The organism is Neisseria blantyrii (genome assembly GCF_962747855.1).
In the GTDB taxonomy this organism is placed as follows: domain Bacteria; phylum Pseudomonadota; class Gammaproteobacteria; order Burkholderiales; family Neisseriaceae; genus Neisseria; species Neisseria viridiae.
In genome coordinates, this window is record NZ_CAUIZY010000009.1 from 23,892 (window position 1) to 41,396 (window position 17,505).

22 protein-coding genes are annotated in these 17,505 nt (G+C 51.9%); 11 read left to right on the forward strand and 11 right to left on the reverse strand.

What is annotated here, in order from left to right; all coding sequences use genetic code 11:
* Positions 1-2 precede the first annotated feature (2 nt).
* The 11 genes from nuoH (at position 3) to Q9J80_RS08215 (ending at position 9,601) form a co-directional block, all read left to right on the forward strand.
* Positions 3-1,079 (forward strand): NADH-quinone oxidoreductase subunit NuoH, encoded by a 1,077-nt coding sequence (gene nuoH, locus Q9J80_RS08165; protein ID WP_002216340.1) that lies wholly within the window; start codon positions 3-5, stop codon positions 1,077-1,079.
* 49 nt (positions 1,080-1,128) lie between these two features.
* Complete coding sequence (locus Q9J80_RS08170) at positions 1,129-1,467, forward strand: hypothetical protein (protein ID WP_301673985.1); 339 nt, start codon at positions 1,129-1,131, stop codon at positions 1,465-1,467.
* Between the two features lie 59 nt (positions 1,468-1,526).
* Complete coding sequence (gene nuoI, locus Q9J80_RS08175; RefSeq protein ID WP_002218650.1) at positions 1,527-2,006, forward strand: NADH-quinone oxidoreductase subunit NuoI; 480 nt, start codon at positions 1,527-1,529, stop codon at positions 2,004-2,006.
* A gap of 11 nt (positions 2,007-2,017) precedes the next feature.
* Positions 2,018-2,689 carry an NADH-quinone oxidoreductase subunit J gene (locus Q9J80_RS08180; RefSeq protein ID WP_301673984.1) on the forward strand — a complete coding sequence of 224 codons (672 nt, stop codon included), beginning with the start codon at positions 2,018-2,020 and terminating at the stop codon, positions 2,687-2,689.
* Positions 2,686-2,991 carry an NADH-quinone oxidoreductase subunit NuoK gene (nuoK, locus tag Q9J80_RS08185; RefSeq protein ID WP_004519135.1) on the forward strand — a complete coding sequence of 102 codons (306 nt, stop codon included), beginning with the start codon at positions 2,686-2,688 and terminating at the stop codon, positions 2,989-2,991. Before Q9J80_RS08180 ends, nuoK begins: the two co-directional genes overlap by 4 nt.
* Before the next feature lie 36 nt (positions 2,992-3,027).
* On the forward strand, positions 3,028-3,603 hold the full coding sequence (gene fic, locus Q9J80_RS08190; RefSeq protein WP_301673983.1) for a protein adenylyltransferase Fic: 576 nt from the start codon (positions 3,028-3,030) through the stop codon (positions 3,601-3,603).
* 131 nt (positions 3,604-3,734) lie between these two features.
* Complete coding sequence (locus Q9J80_RS08195; protein ID WP_301673982.1) at positions 3,735-4,076, forward strand: hypothetical protein; 342 nt, start codon at positions 3,735-3,737, stop codon at positions 4,074-4,076.
* Between the two features lie 48 nt (positions 4,077-4,124).
* Positions 4,125-6,149, forward strand: a complete 2,025-nt coding sequence (gene nuoL / locus Q9J80_RS08200) for an NADH-quinone oxidoreductase subunit L (RefSeq protein WP_301673981.1) — start codon at positions 4,125-4,127, stop codon at positions 6,147-6,149.
* An 88-nt stretch (positions 6,150-6,237) separates the two neighbouring features.
* Positions 6,238-7,734, forward strand: a complete 1,497-nt coding sequence (locus Q9J80_RS08205; RefSeq protein ID WP_304671501.1) for an NADH-quinone oxidoreductase subunit M — start codon at positions 6,238-6,240, stop codon at positions 7,732-7,734.
* Positions 7,735-7,743: 9 nt separating this feature from the next.
* Entirely contained in the window at positions 7,744-9,186 is a 1,443-nt protein-coding gene (gene nuoN, locus Q9J80_RS08210) for an NADH-quinone oxidoreductase subunit NuoN (RefSeq protein ID WP_304671502.1), read from the forward strand.
* A 115-nt stretch (positions 9,187-9,301) separates the two neighbouring features.
* Entirely contained in the window at positions 9,302-9,601 is a 300-nt protein-coding gene (locus tag Q9J80_RS08215; RefSeq protein ID WP_003676976.1) for a DUF2818 family protein, read from the forward strand.
* A gap of 52 nt (positions 9,602-9,653) precedes the next feature.
* Here the strand turns inward: Q9J80_RS08215 and Q9J80_RS08220 are convergent, their stop codons facing one another.
* The 11 genes from Q9J80_RS08220 to trmL form a co-directional block, all read right to left on the reverse strand.
* A complete protein-coding gene (locus tag Q9J80_RS08220) occupies positions 9,654-10,550 on the reverse strand; it encodes a polyprenyl synthetase family protein (RefSeq protein WP_304671503.1) in 897 nt (298 codons plus the stop codon).
* Entirely contained in the window at positions 10,534-10,842 is a 309-nt protein-coding gene (locus Q9J80_RS08225) for an exodeoxyribonuclease VII small subunit (protein ID WP_369415227.1), read from the reverse strand. Before Q9J80_RS08225 ends, Q9J80_RS08220 begins: the two co-directional genes overlap by 17 nt.
* A gap of 27 nt (positions 10,843-10,869) precedes the next feature.
* Positions 10,870-11,736 (reverse strand): ribosome small subunit-dependent GTPase A, encoded by an 867-nt coding sequence (rsgA, locus tag Q9J80_RS08230; protein ID WP_304671504.1) that lies wholly within the window; start codon positions 11,734-11,736, stop codon positions 10,870-10,872.
* A gap of 61 nt (positions 11,737-11,797) precedes the next feature.
* Entirely contained in the window at positions 11,798-12,289 is a 492-nt protein-coding gene (locus tag Q9J80_RS08235; RefSeq protein ID WP_301669436.1) for a surface-adhesin E family protein, read from the reverse strand.
* A 1-nt stretch (position 12,290) separates the two neighbouring features.
* Entirely contained in the window at positions 12,291-12,938 is a 648-nt protein-coding gene (locus Q9J80_RS08240; protein WP_128582410.1) for a hypothetical protein, read from the reverse strand.
* 127 nt (positions 12,939-13,065) lie between these two features.
* Positions 13,066-14,922 carry an ABC transporter ATP-binding protein gene (locus Q9J80_RS08245; protein WP_301674015.1) on the reverse strand — a complete coding sequence of 619 codons (1,857 nt, stop codon included), beginning with the start codon at positions 14,920-14,922 and terminating at the stop codon, positions 13,066-13,068.
* 25 nt (positions 14,923-14,947) lie between these two features.
* Positions 14,948-15,085, reverse strand: a complete 138-nt coding sequence (locus Q9J80_RS08250; RefSeq protein ID WP_101115934.1) for a hypothetical protein — start codon at positions 15,083-15,085, stop codon at positions 14,948-14,950.
* The gene (ruvA, locus tag Q9J80_RS08255) at positions 15,085-15,669 is read right to left on the reverse strand and encodes a Holliday junction branch migration protein RuvA (protein ID WP_304671507.1); all 585 of its coding nucleotides are present in this window, start codon (positions 15,667-15,669) and stop codon (positions 15,085-15,087) included. The genes Q9J80_RS08250 and ruvA overlap by 1 nt, the downstream gene beginning before the upstream one ends.
* Positions 15,670-15,750: 81 nt before the next feature.
* Positions 15,751-16,077 carry a PepSY domain-containing protein gene (locus Q9J80_RS08260; protein WP_115110324.1) on the reverse strand — a complete coding sequence of 109 codons (327 nt, stop codon included), beginning with the start codon at positions 16,075-16,077 and terminating at the stop codon, positions 15,751-15,753.
* A 53-nt stretch (positions 16,078-16,130) separates the two neighbouring features.
* Positions 16,131-16,850, reverse strand: coding sequence for a septal ring lytic transglycosylase RlpA family protein (locus Q9J80_RS08265; protein ID WP_301673976.1), 720 nt, complete (start codon positions 16,848-16,850; stop codon positions 16,131-16,133).
* Between the two features lie 129 nt (positions 16,851-16,979).
* Positions 16,980-17,444 carry a tRNA (uridine(34)/cytosine(34)/5-carboxymethylaminomethyluridine(34)-2'-O)-methyltransferase TrmL gene (gene trmL, locus Q9J80_RS08270; protein WP_301673975.1) on the reverse strand — a complete coding sequence of 155 codons (465 nt, stop codon included), beginning with the start codon at positions 17,442-17,444 and terminating at the stop codon, positions 16,980-16,982.
* Positions 17,445-17,505 lie beyond the last annotated feature (61 nt).

Sequence of the window (17,505 nt, forward strand, 5' to 3'; positions counted from 1 at the left end):
TCATGCAAGAATGGTTCCAAAACCTCTTTGCCGCAACGCTCGGTCTGGGCGATTTGGGTATCACCGTAGGTTTGGTGGTATCCGTCATCGTCAAAATCGTGATTATCCTGATTCCGCTGATTCTGACCGTTGCCTACCTGACATATTTCGAACGTAAAGTCATCGGCTTTATGCAGCTTCGTGTCGGCCCGAACGTAACCGGTCCGTGGGGTCTGATTCAGCCGTTTGCCGACGTGTTCAAACTCTTGTTTAAAGAAGTTACCCGTCCGAAGCTGTCAAACAAAGCCCTGTTCTACATCGGTCCGATTATGTCGCTCGCCCCGTCTTTCGCGGCGTGGGCAGTGATTCCGTTCAACGAAGAATGGGTGCTGACCAACATCAATATCGGTCTTTTGTATATCCTGATGATTACCTCGCTGTCGGTTTACGGCGTGATTATCGCGGGCTGGGCTTCCAACTCCAAATATTCGTTCTTGGGCGCAATGCGTGCTTCCGCACAAAGCATTTCCTACGAGATTGCCATGAGTGCCGCGCTGGTATGTGTCGTGATGGTATCGGGCAGTATGAACTTCTCCGACATCGTTGCCGCACAGGCCAAAGGTATTGCCGGCGGTTCGGTATTCTCTTGGAACTGGCTGCCGCTCTTCCCCATCTTCATCGTCTATCTGATTTCCGCCGTTGCCGAAACCAACCGCGCACCGTTTGACGTGGCAGAGGGCGAGTCTGAAATCGTTGCCGGTCACCACGTTGAATACTCCGGCTTTGCATTCGCGCTGTTCTTCCTTGCCGAATACATTTTCATGATTCTGATTGCCGCGCTGACATCGTTAATGTTCCTCGGCGGCTGGTTGTCTCCGTTCCCGCAAAGTTGGGGCTTTATCGGTACGCCTTCCGCCTTCTGGATGTTTGTGAAAATGGCGGCGGTTCTGTACTGGTATCTGTGGATCCGTGCAACCTTCCCGCGCTACCGTTACGACCAAATCATGCGTTTGGGCTGGAAAGTGCTGATTCCGATCGGCTTCGCCTACATCGTGATTTTGGGCGTGTGGATGATTTCACCGCTGAATTTGTGGAAATAGGCCGTCTGAAAACTTTGATTCAGATGCGGCTTTTGAAAGGATGAAGCAAATGAAGAGATATGCAGCAATATTGTCTTCCGCCATCTTGGCATCGTGCGCCTTTGTCGGCGATATCCAATACGGCGGTCAAAGTACCGCGTTCGGCGGCGACAATGTTTTGCGCAATGATGTCGCGAAGGTCATCAAGCAATGGGAAAGTACTGTTTTCTTATGCCAAAACATCAAAGCCATCGATGCAAAAATCAGCGATGTCAAACGTGTGGAAGGGCGGATACAGTCCGAGGAAGTGTGGACAGTTCAGGCTTGCGGTCAGGTGCGCCATTACAATGTGCATATGCGCGAAGATGAACGCGGTGAAACGGATTTCAACGTTTCGTTTTTAAAATAACCGGTTTTCAGACGGCTTGAAGCCCTCAAAATATTCCCTGAGATAATGGGTTGAATAATATGGCTAACTTAGTAAAAACCTTTCTGCTTGGCGAATTGGTAAAAGGCTTGGGCGTAACGCTCAAAAACTTTTTCGCCCGCAAAGACACGATTTATTTCCCCGAAGAGAAAACGCCGCAATCCGTGCGTTTCAGGGGTTTGCACGCGCAACGCCGTTATCCGAACGGCGAGGAACGCTGCATCGCGTGCAAATTGTGCGAGGCGGTTTGTCCGGCAATGGCGATCAACATCGAATCGGAAGAACGCGAAGACGGCACGCGCCGCACCAAACGTTACGACATCGACCTGACCAAATGCATCTTCTGCGGTTTCTGCGAAGAAGCCTGCCCGACCGATGCGATTGTGGAAACCCATATTTTTGAATACCACGGCGAGAAAAAAGGCGACTTGCACATGACCAAGCCAATCCTCTTGGCAATCGGCGACAAATACGAAGCCGAAATCGCCAAACGCAAAGCCGCTGACGCGCCGTATCGTTAAGGAGCAGACGAATGACTTTTTCCGCGATTCTGTTCTATATCCTTGCCGCCATCGTTTTGTACGGTGCGGTTCGTACCGTCACCGCTAAAAACCCTGTACATGCCGCTTTGCATTTGGTGCTGACCTTCTGCGTGAGCGCGATGATTTGGATGCTGATGCAGGCAGAGTTTTTGGGTGTGACGTTGGTGGTCGTGTATGTCGGCGCAGTGATGGTGTTGTTCCTGTTCGTCGTGATGATGCTGAACATCGATATCGAAGCCATGCGCGCCGGTTTTTGGCGTCATGCGCCTGTTGCCGGTGTGGTCGGCACATTGTTGGCGGTTGCCCTGATCCTGATTTTGGTCAACCCGAAAACCGACCTGGCCGCATTTGGTCTGATGAAAGACATTCCTGCCGATTACAACAATATCCGCGATTTGGGCAGCCGTATTTATACCGATTATCTGCTGCCGTTTGAATTGGCGGCGGTATTGCTGCTGTTGGGTATGGTGGCCGCGATTGCGCTGGTTCACCGTAAAACGGTTAATCCGAAACGTATGGATCCTGCCGACCAAGTTAAAGTACGTGCCGATCAAGGCCGTATGCGCTTGGTGAAAATGGAAGCGGTCAAACCGCAAACCGAATCTGCTGAAGAAAGCGAAGTTTCAGACGACCTCAAGCCGGAAGGGGAGGGCAAAGCATGATTACCTTGACGCATTATCTGGTATTGGGCGCGCTCCTGTTCGGTATCAGCGCAATGGGTATCTTTATGAACCGCAAAAACGTGCTGGTATTGCTGATGTCCATCGAGCTGATGCTTTTGGCGGTGAACTTCAACTTTATCGCCTTCTCCCAATATTTGGGCGATACTGCCGGACAGATTTTCGTATTTTTCGTACTGACCGTTGCCGCTGCCGAATCCGCCATCGGTTTGGCGATTATGGTGCTGGTGTACCGCAACCGACAAACGATTAATGTTGCCGATTTGGACGAGTTGAAAGGGTAATAAAGGTAGGTTTGGTCGAGGCCCGACAAGGCGCCGATGCCGTCTGAAAACCCGATAGGAAAAACGATGAAGTCCATAGACGAACAAAGCCTGCACAATGCCCGCCGCCTGTTTGAAAGCGGCGATATCGACCGTATCGAAGTCGGTACCACCGCGGGTCTGCAACAGATTCACCGTTACCTGTTCGGCGGCTTATATGATTTTGCGGGTCAAATCAGGGAAGACAACATTTCCAAAGGCGGTTTCCGTTTTGCCAACGCCATGTATCTGAAAGAAGCTTTGGTTAAAATCGAGCAGATGCCCGAGCGGACTTTTGAAGAAATCATCGCCAAATATGTTGAAATGAACATTGCCCATCCGTTTTTGGAGGGTAATGGCAGAAGCACCCGCATCTGGCTGGACTTGGTGCTGAAGAAAAACCTGAAAAAAGTCGTAAACTGGCAAAATGTAAGCAAAACTCTGTATTTGCAGGCGATGGAACGCAGCTCCGTCAACGATTTAGAACTGCGCTTTCTATTGAAGGACAACCTGACCGATGATGTGGACAACTGCGAAATCATCTTTAAAGGAATCGAGCAGTCGTATTATTACGAAGGGTATAAGAAAGGGTAAAGGTCGTCTGAAAAACGGCTTCAGACGACCTTAAGCGGTAGGTCGGATACTTGTATCCGACATTTTGGGGAAACAGGCAGATTTGTCGGATTCGAGAATCCGACCTACGAGACTGAAATATTGAAAGAAGAATGATGGATAAAAATCAGTTAGAACAAGAATTTCATGAAGCCATGCTGAATCTTTATGAGGAGACTCTAAAATTTAAACCACCTTATAAGGCAACTAGATTTTTGAAAATGGTAAATGAATTTGGTGGTAAAGAGGCGGCGGATAAATTATTGAGTACGGGAGAGAAGAAGACTCAGACCGGTTTTACAGAGCTAATTTTGAGTGGTGGCGGAGTCCACGCCTTGAAATACAGTATGGAATATCTGGTGTTACAAAAGCCGTGGTGTGATTTATTTACTGAAGAGCAATTAGCTGTGGCACGCAAACGATTGGAGCGTGTTGGATTTGTTTTTCCGAAGTAATTTTGTACGAAACAAACATAGATTTTTAAATCAATCGGATTCAATCAAATGAACGACATGACTTTATATCTCATCATTGCCCTCGTGCCTTTGGCAGGCTCGCTGATTGCGGGTTTGTTCGGCAATAAAATCGGACGTGCCGGCGCGCATACGGTTACGATACTCGGCGTGGCGGTGTCCGCCGTGTTGTCGGCTTATGTGCTGTGGGGCTTTATCGACGGCAGCCGCGCCAAGTTTGACGAGAACGTCTATACCTGGCTGACGATGGGCGGTTTGGATTTTTCCGTCGGCTTCTTGGTCGATACGATGACGGCGATGATGATGGTCGTGGTAACGGGCGTGTCGTTGATGGTGCATATCTATACCATCGGCTATATGCACGATGAAAAAGTCGGCTACCAACGCTTCTTCAGCTATATTTCTTTGTTTACATTCAGCATGTTGATGCTGATTATGAGCAACAACTTCATCCAGCTCTTCTTCGGTTGGGAAGCGGTGGGCTTGGTGTCGTATCTCTTGATCGGTTTCTATTTCAAACGTCCGAGCGCGATTTTTGCCAACCTGAAAGCCTTTTTGATCAACCGCGTCGGCGACTTCGGCTTTTTGCTCGGTATCGGCTTGGTGCTTGCCTATTTCGGCGGCAGCCTGCGCTATCAAGATGTATTCGCTTATCTGCCCAACGTACAAAATGCCACTATCCAATTGTTCCCCGGTGTGGAATGGTCTTTGATTACCGTAACCTGTTTGCTCTTGTTTGTCGGTGCGATGGGTAAATCGGCTCAATTCCCGCTGCACGTTTGGCTGCCTGATTCGATGGAAGGCCCGACACCGATTTCTGCATTGATTCACGCCGCAACCATGGTTACCGCCGGTCTGTTTATGGTATCGCGTATGTCGCCGATTTACGAAATGAGCAGCACCGCGCTATCTGTCATCATGGTGATCGGCGCGATTACTGCCCTGTTTATGGGTTTCTTGGGCGTGATTCAAAACGACATCAAACGTGTGGTTGCGTATTCTACCCTGTCGCAACTGGGCTACATGACCGTGGCTCTGGGCGCATCTGCCTATTCCGTGGCGATGTTCCATGTGATGACCCACGCTTTCTTTAAAGCCTTGTTGTTCTTGGCGGCGGGCAGTGCGATTATCGGTATGCACCACGATCAAGATATGCGCCATATGGGCAACCTGAAAAAATACATGCCGATTACTTGGCTGACCATGCTGATCGGCAATTTGTCGCTGATCGGTACGCCGTTCTTCTCAGGCTTCTATTCCAAAGATTCGATTATCGAAGCAGCGAAATACAGCACCCTGCCGGGCAGCGGCTTTGCCTATTTCGCCGTTCTCGCCAGCGTGTTCGTTACCGCGTTTTACGCTTTCCGCCAATACTTTATGGTGTTCCACGGCGAAGAGAAATGGCGCAGCCTGCCCGAACACCATTCAGACGGCCATGGCGAAGAACATCACGGTTTGGGCAAAAACGACAATCCGCACGAAAGCCCGCTGGTCGTTACCCTGCCGCTGATTCTGCTTGCCATTCCGTCCGTCATCATCGGCTACATCGCCATCGAACCCATGCTCTACGGCGATTTCTTCAAAGACGTGATTTTTGTCAACGCCGACGCGCATCCGACCATGCACATCATGAAAGAAGAGTTCCACGGAGCATTGGCGATGGTGTCGCACAGCCTGCATTCGCCCGTCCTCTACCTCGCAATCGCAGGCGTATTGAGCGCATGGCTTTTGTACGTCAAACTGCCGCACCTGCCCGCCAAAATCGCTCAGGCGTTCCGTCCGGTTTACGTTTTGTTTGAAAACAAATACTACCTCGATGCCCTGTATTTCAACGTTTTCGCCAAAGGCACGCGCGCATTAGGCACTTTCTTCTGGAAAGTCGGCGATACCGCCATTATCGACAACGGTATCGTCAACGGCTCCGCCAAACTGGTCGGCGCGGTTGCCGCGCAAGTGCGCAAAGCCCAAACCGGCTTTATCTACACTTACGCCGCCGCTATGGTATTCGGCGTATTGGTCTTGCTCAGTATGACCTTCTGGGGATTGTTCAGATAAGGATGAGGCTTCAGACGGCCTCTTAAAATGTCGTCTGACAAACCAACCCGCACAACGATATTTTTATTTTAACCACAGGTTAACCACTATGTTTCCCAACTACCTACTCAGCTTGGCAATATGGATACCCATCGCCGCAGGTGTGCTGGTTTTGGCGACCGGGAAGGACAGCCGTGCGCCGCTGGCGCGTGTGCTTGCCTTCATGGGTGCGCTTGCCGGTTTCTTGGTAACGCTGCCCCTGTTTACCGGTTTCGACCGTTTGAGCGGCGGCTATCAATTTACCGAGTTCCACGAGTGGATTCCGCTTCTGAAAATCAACTACGCATTGGGCGTGGACGGTATTTCAGTGCTCTTTATCATCTTAAATGCGTTTATTACGCTGTTGGTGGTATTGGCCGGTTGGGAAGTCATTCAGAAACGTCCGGCGCAGTATATGGCGGCATTCCTGATGATGTCGGGTTTGATTAACGGTGCGTTTGCCGCGCAGGATGCGATTCTGTTTTATGTGTTCTTCGAGGGTATGCTGATTCCGCTGTACCTGATTATTGGTGTATGGGGCGGTCCGCGCCGCGTCTATGCGTCGGTCAAGCTCTTCCTCTATACGCTGATGGGTTCGCTTTTGATGCTGGTTGCCATGGTTTACCTGTACTATCAGACAGGCAGCTTCTCTATTGTCGATTTTCAAAACATCAAACAGATTCCGTTGGGCGTGCAACAGCTTTTGTTTGCGGCGTTCTTCCTGTCGTTTGCCGTGAAAGTGCCGATGTTCCCCGTACACACTTGGCTGCCGGATGCCCACGTTGAAGCGCCGACCGGCGGTTCGATGGTGTTGGCGGCAATTACGCTGAAACTGGGTGCGTATGGTTTCTTGCGCTTTATCCTGCCGATTATGCCGGATGCGGCACGCTATTTTGCCCCCGTAATCATCGTATTGAGCCTGATTGCCGTGATTTACATCGGTATGGTGGCCCTGGTGCAAACCGATATGAAGAAACTGGTGGCGTATTCGTCCATCAGCCATATGGGTTTTGTAACGCTTGGGATGTTTTTGTTTGTTGACGGCCAACTGAATGACTGGGCATTGAAAGGCGCGGTCATTCAGATGATTTCGCACGGCTTCGTGTCGGCGGCGATGTTTATGTGTATCGGCGTGATGTACGACCGCCTGCACACGCGCAATATCGCCGATTACGGCGGCGTGGTGAACGTGATGCCCAAGTTTGCGGCGTTTATGATGTTGTTCGGTATGGCCAATGCCGGTCTGCCTGCAACTTCCGGCTTCGTGGGCGAGTTTATGGTGATTATGGGCGCGGTCAAAGTGAATTTCTGGGTGGGCGCGCTGGCGGCTATGACGCTGATTTATGGCGCGTCTTATACCCTGTGGATGTACAAACGCGTTATTTTTGGTGCGATCCACAATCCGCACGTTGCCGAAATGAAAGACATCAATTGCCGCGAATTTGCGATTTTGGCGATTTTGGCGATTGCTGTTTTGGGCATGGGTCTGTATCCGCAAGCATTTATCGAAGTGGTACATCAAGCGGCAAACGATTTGATTGCCCATGTGGCACAAAGCAAGATGTGAGGTGTGTAAATGAACTGGTCTGATTTGAATTTAATGCCCGCCATGCCCGAAATCGTGCTGCTTGCGCTATTGGGTGTCGTATTGCTGGCAGACTTGTGGATTTGCGATAAAAACCGCTATTTGACCCATCTGATGAGTTTGGGAACGGTTATTGTCGTAGCCGTCACCCAATTGGTGGTATGGGAGCAGGGCAGTGTCGATGCCTTTCACGGTATGTATATTGCAGACGGCATGTCCCGTTTGGCAAAACTGGTGCTGTATGCACTGACGTTTGGTCTGTTTATTTACAGTAAACCGTACAACCAAGACCGCCAAATCTTTAAAGGCGAGTTTTACACCCTGTCGCTGTTTGCCCTGTTGGGTATGAGCGTCATGGTCAGCTCGGCACATTTCCTGACTGCGTATATCGGTTTGGAATTGTTGTCTTTGTCGCTGTATGCCATGATTGCCCTGCGCCGAGATTCCGGCCGCTCTGCCGAGGCTGCGCTGAAATACTTCGTATTGGGCGCGTTGGCCTCCGGTTTGCTGCTCTATGGCATTTCTATGGTTTACGGCTCCACCGGTTCCCTTGATTTTGCTTCCGTCTTGGCTTCCGCTTTCAATGAGCAGGCTAATGAATGGTTGTTGAAATTGGGTATGGTGTTTATTGTGGTCGCCATTGCATTTAAACTGGGTGCGGTTCCATTTCATATGTGGGTACCCGACGTGTACGATGGCGCGCCGACCTCTATTACCGCCTTTGTGGGTACGGCTCCGAAAATTGCCGCTGTCGTCTTTGCGTTCCGTATCCTTGTTACCGGTATGGGTACCATACATTCAGACTGGGCGCCGATGTTGGCCATTCTTGCCGTCGCTTCTTTGGTGGTCGGTAACCTTGCCGCCATCATGCAAACCAATATCAAACGTATGCTTGCCTATTCCACCGTATCGCACATGGGCTTTATCCTGTTGGCGTTTATGGCAGGCGCGGTCGGCTTTACCGCAGGTTTGTATTACGCCATTACCTATGCTGTGATGGCGGCAGTCAGCTTCGGTGTCTTGATGGTATTGTCCACCAAAGACATTGAATGTGAAAACATCAAAGACCTTGCAGGCCTTAACCAACGCCATGCATGGTTTGCCTTCCTGATGTTGCTGTCTATGTTCTCCATGGCAGGCATTCCGCCGCTGATGGGTTTTTACGCCAAATTCGGCGTGATTATGGCACTCTTGAAACAAGGCCATGTTTGGTTGTCCGTATTTGCCGTCATCATGTCGCTGATTGGTGCGTTCTACTACCTGCGCGTGGTCAAAGTTATCTACTTCGATGCGCCTGACCATGACCAGCCGGTCGGCAGCAACTATGCCGCCAAATTTGTCCTGACGGTCAATGCCTTCCTGCTGCTCCTGTGGGGTATCATGCCGCAAACCGTTATCGACTGGTGTGCCAAGGCGCTGGAAAATACGCTGTAATATTCGGTATCATCACGGCAGCCGTATCAGAGGTTGCCGTTTTATTTAAGGTTACCGCCGTATTTCAGACGGCATGGGAAACGGCTATGCCGTCTGAAAGCGGAGAAAGAAGATTATGACCGCATCTATGTACACACTCTTGCTGCTTGCCTTAATTTTTGCCAATGCTCCGTTTCTTACGGTCAGGCTGTTCGGTATTGTTCCGCTCAAGCGCAAACATTTCGGACATCACCTGATCGAGCTGGCGGCAGGTTTCGCACTGACCGCCATTCTTGCCTATATTCTTGAATCCCGTGCAGGATCGGTACACGATCAGGGTTGGGAGTTTTACGCCACAGTCGTCTGTCTGTACCTGATTTTTGCGTTTCCATGTTTTGTGTGGCGGTATTTCTGGCATACGCGCAACAGGGAATAGGGTAACAATAATGCCGTCTGAAGCCTTGTTCAGACGGCATATCCGAGTCTGCTCAGTATGTGCGCGCAATCGTAAATTCGGCAAGCTGCCTGAGCCGTAATGCCTTATTGCCGAACGGTTCGAGCAGCGCGACCGCTTCGGCAACCAGTTTGTGCGCGTATGAGCGCGCCGCTTCCAAGCCCATCAGTTTCACATAAGTCGGCTTGTCGTTGTCTGCGTCTTTGCCCGCCGTCTTGCCCAAAGTCACCGTGTCTGCCTCGCAGTCCAACACATCGTCGATGACTTGGAACGCCAGCCCCAGTTTTGCCGCATAATCATCCAATACCGCCAGACTGTTTTCAGACAGATTCGGGCAAGACATCGCTCCCAATAAAACTGCGGCACGAATCAACGCCCCTGTTTTCAGGCTGTGCATCTGTTCCAAATCGGTTTGGGCCATCTGCTTGCCGACATTGGCCAAATCGATTGCCTGACCGCCCGCCATGCCCCTGCTTCCGCCTGCTTTTGCCAAAACTGACAACATTGCCAGCTGGCGTGCGGCGGGCAGTTCTGTCGGACGACTCAACACGTCGAAGGCTTGGGTCTGTAAAGCATCGCCGACCAGTAGTGCGGTTGCTTCGCCATATTTCACATGGCAGGTCGGTTTGCCCCGACGCAGGCTGTCGTTGTCCATTGCCGGCATATCGTCGTGAACCAACGAATAGGCATGGATCATTTCGATTGCTGCCATTGCCTGTTCTACTGCTTCATGCACGGCTTCGCCCAATTCCGAAGCTGCCAGAACCAGCATCGGCCGCAGACGTTTGCCCCCGTCCAAAGCCGCATAACGCATCGCTTCGTGCAGTGTGTGCGGTATTTCCCCCTCAGACGGCAAAAACCGTTCCAGCAGCAGCTCTGTTTGCGCCTGCGCCCTCTGTTGCCACGCTTTCAAATCATTCGCCGGATTCAAGGTTTAACTCCTTCAGCCCATCTGTGTCTAAAACCTGTAGTTTTTGTTCGACTTGGGCCAACTTGGTTTGGCAGTATCTGACCAGTTCGTTGCCTTCCTGATAGGCGGCAAGCGCGTCTTCCAAGGGCATTTCCCCCTGCATGGACTGGGTCAGTGATTCAAGGCGCGACAGGGCCTCTTCAAACGATTTCGGGGTAATTTTCTTCATGGTGTCGGGAGTTTCTGTAAAAATGGAATTGTAGCATTTCTGAAAACCGGATGCCGTCTGAAACAGCAGGATTTCAGACGGCATGGTTTTTGTCCTGCAAACGGCAAGAGGTTATTTGAGCAGATCGTCGGTAATACGTTGCAGGAAGGTCAGCCGTTCGGTGCGAATTTTACCGGTTTGCGCGGCGGCTTTGACGGCGCAGCCGGGTTCGGCGCGGTGGGTGCAGTTGTGGAAGCGGCATTGCCCGACGAGATGGCTCAGGTCGGGGAAGTATTGCAGTAGGTCGGCGGCTTCGAGGTGGTGCAGGCCGAATTCTTGCAAACCCGGGGAGTCGATTAATTGGGTTTCTTCGTTTAAATCGTAAAGCTGGGCGTGGGTGGTGGTGTGTTTGCCGGAATCGAGCGCGGTGGAAATGTCGCCAGTGCGGGCGGTTTGGTTGCCCAAGAGGGCGTTGGTCAGGGTGGATTTACCCATGCCGCTTTGTCCGAGCAGGATGTTGCTATGCCCTTGCAGGACGGGGCGCAGGATGTCGGCGTTTTCTAGCGCGCGGGTTTCGATGATGGGATAACCGAGCGTTTCGTAGAATTTGAGTTTTTCGCGCCAGAGGGCGGTTTCGGGCAGGTCGGCTTTGTTCAGGACGATGACGGCTTGGATGCCCGCGGCTTCGGCGGCAAGGAGGGCGCGTTGCAACAGGGCTTCGCTGGGCGAGGGAACGGCGGCGGTAACGATAAGGAGCTGGCTGACGTTGGCGGCGATAAGTTTGGTTTTCCAAGCGTCTTGGCGGTAGAGCAGGCTTTCGCGCGGCAGGTAGTCTTCGATGACGGCCTGTTCGGCGTTAATGTTTTGGATATGCACGCGGTCGCCGCAGGCGAAATCGACCCGCTTTTTGCGCGTGCTGGCTTCGTAGGTTTTGCCGTCTGGCGTACGCACGATGTAGCGGCGGCCGTAGCTGGTGATGATTTGGGCGGTATCGGTCATGGTTTTGACGGGTAGGGGAACGGGAAGGCCGTCTGAAAATGTTTTCAGACGGCCTTGAGATTTATCTTTTCCGACCTTTCTTTTGCTCCATTTTATCCAACGCTTTTCCCATATCTTCTAAAGCATTCGGATTACCGCCAAAATCATGGCCGCCGACACTACACACAGTAGCAGATAGAATACTCATCGTCGAAATCTCTTTCATTTCAAACCGTTCAGATTCCATTGGGATCTCATGCAATAATTTCCCTTTCCCGAAATGACGACTGTATAGTTTTGCCGGCTCCGGATTCATAATATCAATCCTGTTCAGACAATCCAGATAGTGCTTCTCTATCATGGAAGTACCTGCCAAATTTTTATTCGTATCATCAAAATTAGTTATCACATCATATACTAACAAATTTGGGTTGTGAGGATGATTCTTGATACTTTCCATATCTGCATAAACACGACTCTGAGCACCATCCAGCATTGGCAAAAATCTTGGCTTATCAGCAAATACTGAGATTGGTAAACAAATTGTCATTAAAAAAACAGCTAACTTTTTCATTTTACTTTCCCCCGATTAGATCAAGTCGTTCACGACGAATCAGTTTATCATTCGGATAACCCTGAATAGTACAGATGAGAGAAGTTTTACCGTCACTCTCTTCCAATATCAGCGATTTTTCTACTGTATTTTTTGCAGGTATCGAACCAGACGTTGCTTGCATATTTGGCTGCCAACGCAAAGACTTATGACTATTAATAATAATTTGCGGAGAAGTCACAAAATCCTCTCCCATCGGTTTCAATCCCCATTGAGGGAACTTTGCTACCACATCAGCAGCCTGAGCTTTTTTAAGCTCGAACCCCCAGAAATAAAAGACAGGATTTTTACCCGTCTCATTAACCGGCAGTTCCGAATATTCTGCCGAAAAACTACTAAAATGTATGCCGTTTACTATTATCGGTTTATTGAAGATAACCTGTCTTTTCCCATCTTCATCGGCACTACCTAACTGAAAACGTGCAGTCTTTCCTACTTTCTCAATCGGAGCATATTTACTCAATTGCTCCTGCTTGTTTTTCAAGATATCAAACATAGATGCATCACATTTTACAAATGCATTCAGCAACTCTTCTTCCGCACTTCCTGCCCATGCATTCGCTGCAAGTGCAAATACAGCCATACTCAAATATTTGATAGATCGTTTCATATTGTCTTTCTAAAGTTAGCGTAAATTATCGTTGAATTACATGACCATTTTAATTCATGACATCAAATTAAGCACGATCTAAATTATTGTTTTTTTTCAGACGGCCTTTTATCTTCTTTCCAAGCGTTTAATTGTTTTCCCACTCGACATGTTCACTCAAGAAGCCGCCACTTTGGTGCGCCCAAAGTTTGGCATACAGGCCTTGTTTCTCGAGCAACTCGGTGTGGCTGCCTTCTTCAATGATGCGGCCTTTGTCCAAGACGATGAGCCTGTCCATCGCGGCGATGGTGGAGAGGCGGTGGGCGATGGCGATGACGGTTTTGCCGTCCATCATTTTGTCGAGGCTTTCTTGGATGGCGGCTTCGACTTCGGAGTCAAGCGCGCTGGTGGCTTCATCGAGCAGCAGAATCGGCGCATCTTTGAGCATGACGCGGGCGATGGCGATGCGCTGGCGTTGACCGCCGGAGAGTTTCACGCCGCGTTCGCCGACGTGCGCGTCATAGCCGCGCCGTCCTTTGGCGTCGGAAAGGTTGGGGATGAAATCGGCGGCTTCGGCGCGTTCGGCGGCGGAGATCATTTCGGCATCAGTTGCATCGGGGCGGCCATAAACGATGTTGTCGCGCACGGAACGGTGCAGCAGCGAGGTGTCTTGCGTGACCAAACCGATTTGGGCGCGCAGGCTTTCTTGGGTCACGCTGTCCACGGTTTGTCCGTCGATCGAAATCGTGCCGCTTTGCGGTTCGTAGAAGCGCAAAAGCAGGTTGACGATGGTGGATTTGCCCGCGCCGCTGCGTCCGATCAAGCCGACTTTTTCGCCCGGGCGAATGGTCAGGTTGAAGCCGTTGAGCAGCGGTTTGCCTGCTTCGTAGGAGAAATCGACGTGTTCGAACTTGATTTCGCCTTGCGACACTTTCAACGGCAGGGCTTTGGGCTTGTCGAGGATGGTGTGCGGTTTGGACAGGGTTGCCATGCCGTCGCCGACGGTGCCGATGTTTTCAAACAATCGGGCGGATTCCCACATGATGTATTGCGACAAACCGTTGACGCGCAACGCCATCGCGGTGGCGGTGGCAACCGCGCCGACGCCGACTTGCCCGTGATACCAAAGCCAGATGCCCAACGCGGTCGTACCGGCGGTCAGCGAGCTGTTGACGATGAAGCTGCAGGTGTGCAGCAGCGTTGCCAAACGCATTTGGGCGTGTACCGTCACCATAAATTCTTCCATCGACTGCTTGGCGTAGGCCGCTTCGCGCGCGCCGTGGGAGAAAAGTTTGACGGTGGTGATGTTGGAATAGGCGTCGGTAATGCGGCCGGTCATCAGCGAGCGCGCATCCGCTTGACGCGCGGCGGTTTTGCCGAGCTTGGGAATCAGGAAACGCATAATCAGGGCGAATCCAATCATCCAGCCGATAAAGGGCAGCAGCAGCCAGCCGTCGAACGAAATCAGAATCACGCCGGAAGTAATGAAATACACCAGCACATACACGACCATGTCGGCAACCGTCATCACCACGTCGCGTAGTGCCAGTGCGGTCTGCATGACTTTGGCGGACACGCGTCCTGCAAATTCGTCCTGATAGAAGCCCAGGCTCTGTCCCAGCATCAGGCGATGGAAGTTCCAGCGCAGGCGCATGGGGAACACGCCTTGTAGGGTTTGCAGGCGCACGTTGGACGCGAGGAAGGTCCAGAGGGCGAAAAACACCATCATCGCCGCCATCGTCGTCAACGCCCAGCCTTTTTCGGCAAACAGGGTCGCGGGCGTGTATTTGCCGAGCCAGTCCACGACTTTGCCCATAAATTGAAACAGCAGGGCTTCCATGATGCCGATGCCTGCGGTAAATGCCGCCAAAACGGCAATCCATTTGCGCAAGCCCCTGATGTTGCTCCAGATAAACCGCCACAGCCCTTTTTCAGGCGTTTTCGGGGCGGCTTCGGGATAGGGGTCGATTCGGGATTCGAACCAAGAAAAGATTTTGTTCAACATTGTTTTCGATTTCGGTAAAACAGTTTCAGACGGCATCAAACACAATGCCGTCTGAAAGGAAGGACAATAACGCCATTTTACGGGAAAAGCCGTCGGGAAGACAGCGCGGGGCGGAAACGCAGGGTTTCGGCAGGGCAAACGCCGCGCCGCCTTCAGACGGCATTATTTCAGCAGGTTTTTTAAGGCGAGGCGCACGCCTTCGCCCACGTCCGTCCCCTTCGGAACGCCTTTGACCGCCGCTTTTGCTTCGCGTTCGCTGTAACCCAGCGCAAGCAGCGTGCTGACGATGTCTTCCGTTTCGTCGGCGGCGGGTGCAGCGGCAAACAGCCCGTCCGTTACCGTATGCGCGACCAGCTTGCCGCGCAGTTCCAAAACCATGCGTTCGGCGGTTTTTTTGCCGATTCCCGGAGCAGAAGACAGGCGTTTCACATCTTCTTCGGCAACCGCCCGCGCCAGTTCGTCGGCAGTCATTGCCGATAAAATGCCCAAAGCCGTTTTCGCACCGATGCCGCCGACCTTGATCAGTTGGCGGAATGTTTTGCGTTCTTCCGCAGTGGCAAAACCGAAGAGCAGGTGTGCGTCCTCACGGACGACGAGTTGGGTGAAAACCTGTACGGTTTCGCCCAATGGCGGCAGGTTGTAGAAGGTCTGCATGGATACGTCGGCCTCATAGCCGACACCGTTGACATCGATGACGATTTGCGGAGGGTTTTTTTCAACCAGTTTGCCGGTCAGTCTGCTGATCATGTGTGCCGAATCCTGAAGTGTCGGGTGCAAAATGCCGTCTGAAACCGGTTCGGGCTTCAGACGGCACGGATTGTATCAAATTCAGTCGTCGCGGCGGGAGGAAATCACGCGGCCGGTACGGGCATCGACAACGACTTTGTATTCCTGTCCGTTTTTGACGATTTCGACATCATAGTGCGGACGGCCGTCGTCGTGTTCGAGATCGATGTCGGTGATTTTGCCGCCGACACGCGCCAACGCTGCTTTTTCGGCTTGGGCGCGGCTGATGATTTTGTCTTGTTTGTTGTGTTGGTGTGCGGCGTGTCCATGGTCGTCATCGCCGTGTCCGTCGTGGTGGGCGAGTGCGGGGGCGGAAATACCCAGCAGTGCGGTTGCAGCGGCGGTCAAGAGAAGGCGTTTGAAGTTCATGTTTTGCTCCTGCGAAGTATCTGGTGGTGTTTGAAGGACGTAAAGGCGGGACATCAGCCGGCGGTCAATGCCGTCTGAATCATACCGCGTGCCTGAGCTTCGGCTTCGGCGGCACGTTCCTGCGAGGAAAACGGTCCCATTTTGACGACATATTCGTAATGGCGTTTTTCAACCGATAGGTTCGGGTTTGATGCCGATGAAGCCAGGTTTTGGGCGGCATGGTTCAGATATGCCTGTGCTTCGCGTTCCGTACCGAAGGATTTCAAGTCGATGAAGATGTCTTTGTTTTCGGCAGTCGGTGAGGATTTGCCCGGGACAATCTGTTCGATTTTGACATGTGCCGTACCTTGGCTGACAAAGCCCAATTGTTGGGCCGCCGCTTTAGATACGTCGATGATGCGGTTGCTGTGGAAGGGGCCGCGGTCGTTGATGCGGACGACGACGCTTTTCCCGTTACGGGTATTGGTTACGCGGACGTAGCTGGGAATGGGCAGTGTTTTGTGTGCGGCGGTGAAGGCGTTCATGTCGTATCGTTCCCCGCCGGAAGTTTTGCGGCCGTGAAATCTGCCGCCATACCATGAGGCGTTGCCAGTTTGTGTAAATGCGGCAACTTGGTTTATCGGCGTGTAGCGTTTGCCGGCTACTTTGTAGCTGCGGTTGGCGGAGGCGTGCAGTTTTTCTGCTTTGACCACTGCGTCGGCGGATGCCGTCTGAAAGGAATGTATGCCGAATGCGGCCGTGAGGAGGAAAAGGGTTTTTCGGGTTAAAGTCAAAACGTGTTCCGTTCTTGAGTTGAAGACGAATGGGCATCATGCCCGCCGGATACGTTCCGAACCGCCGTACAGTGCGGACAGTGGTTCGGAACGTGTCCGGATAGGTTTTCAGGCGGCATGAACTTGCGTTCAAACGCCGCCTGAGTAACCGTGTTGCCGCCATGCTTCAAAGAGAATCACGGCAACGGTATTGGAAAGGTTCATACTCCGGCTGCCGGGCTGCATGGGCAGGCGGATTTTTTGCGCGGCGGGCAGGCTGTCGAGAATGTCGGCAGGCAGTCCGCGCGTTTCCGGTCCGAACAATAAAACGTCGCCTTTTTGAAACGCGGTTTCATCGGGGCGTGCCGTGCCTTTGGTGGTCAGGGCGAAAATGCGCCTGCCTGCGAGTGCCTTGAGGCAGCCGTCGAAGTTTTCGTGCACCGTCAGGCTGGCGAACTCGTGGTAGTCGAGCCCGGCGCGTTTCATTTTGGCGGAATCCAATGGGAAGCCGAGCGGTTTGACAAGGTGCAAATCCGCGCCGGTATTGGCGCACAGGCGGATGATGTTGCCCGTGTTCGGGGGGATTTCCGGTTGGTATAAAACGATGGTAAACATAAATATCAATCACTTATAGGCGCGTAACCTTGCCATAAGGCGGATGGGGTGTCAAAAAATT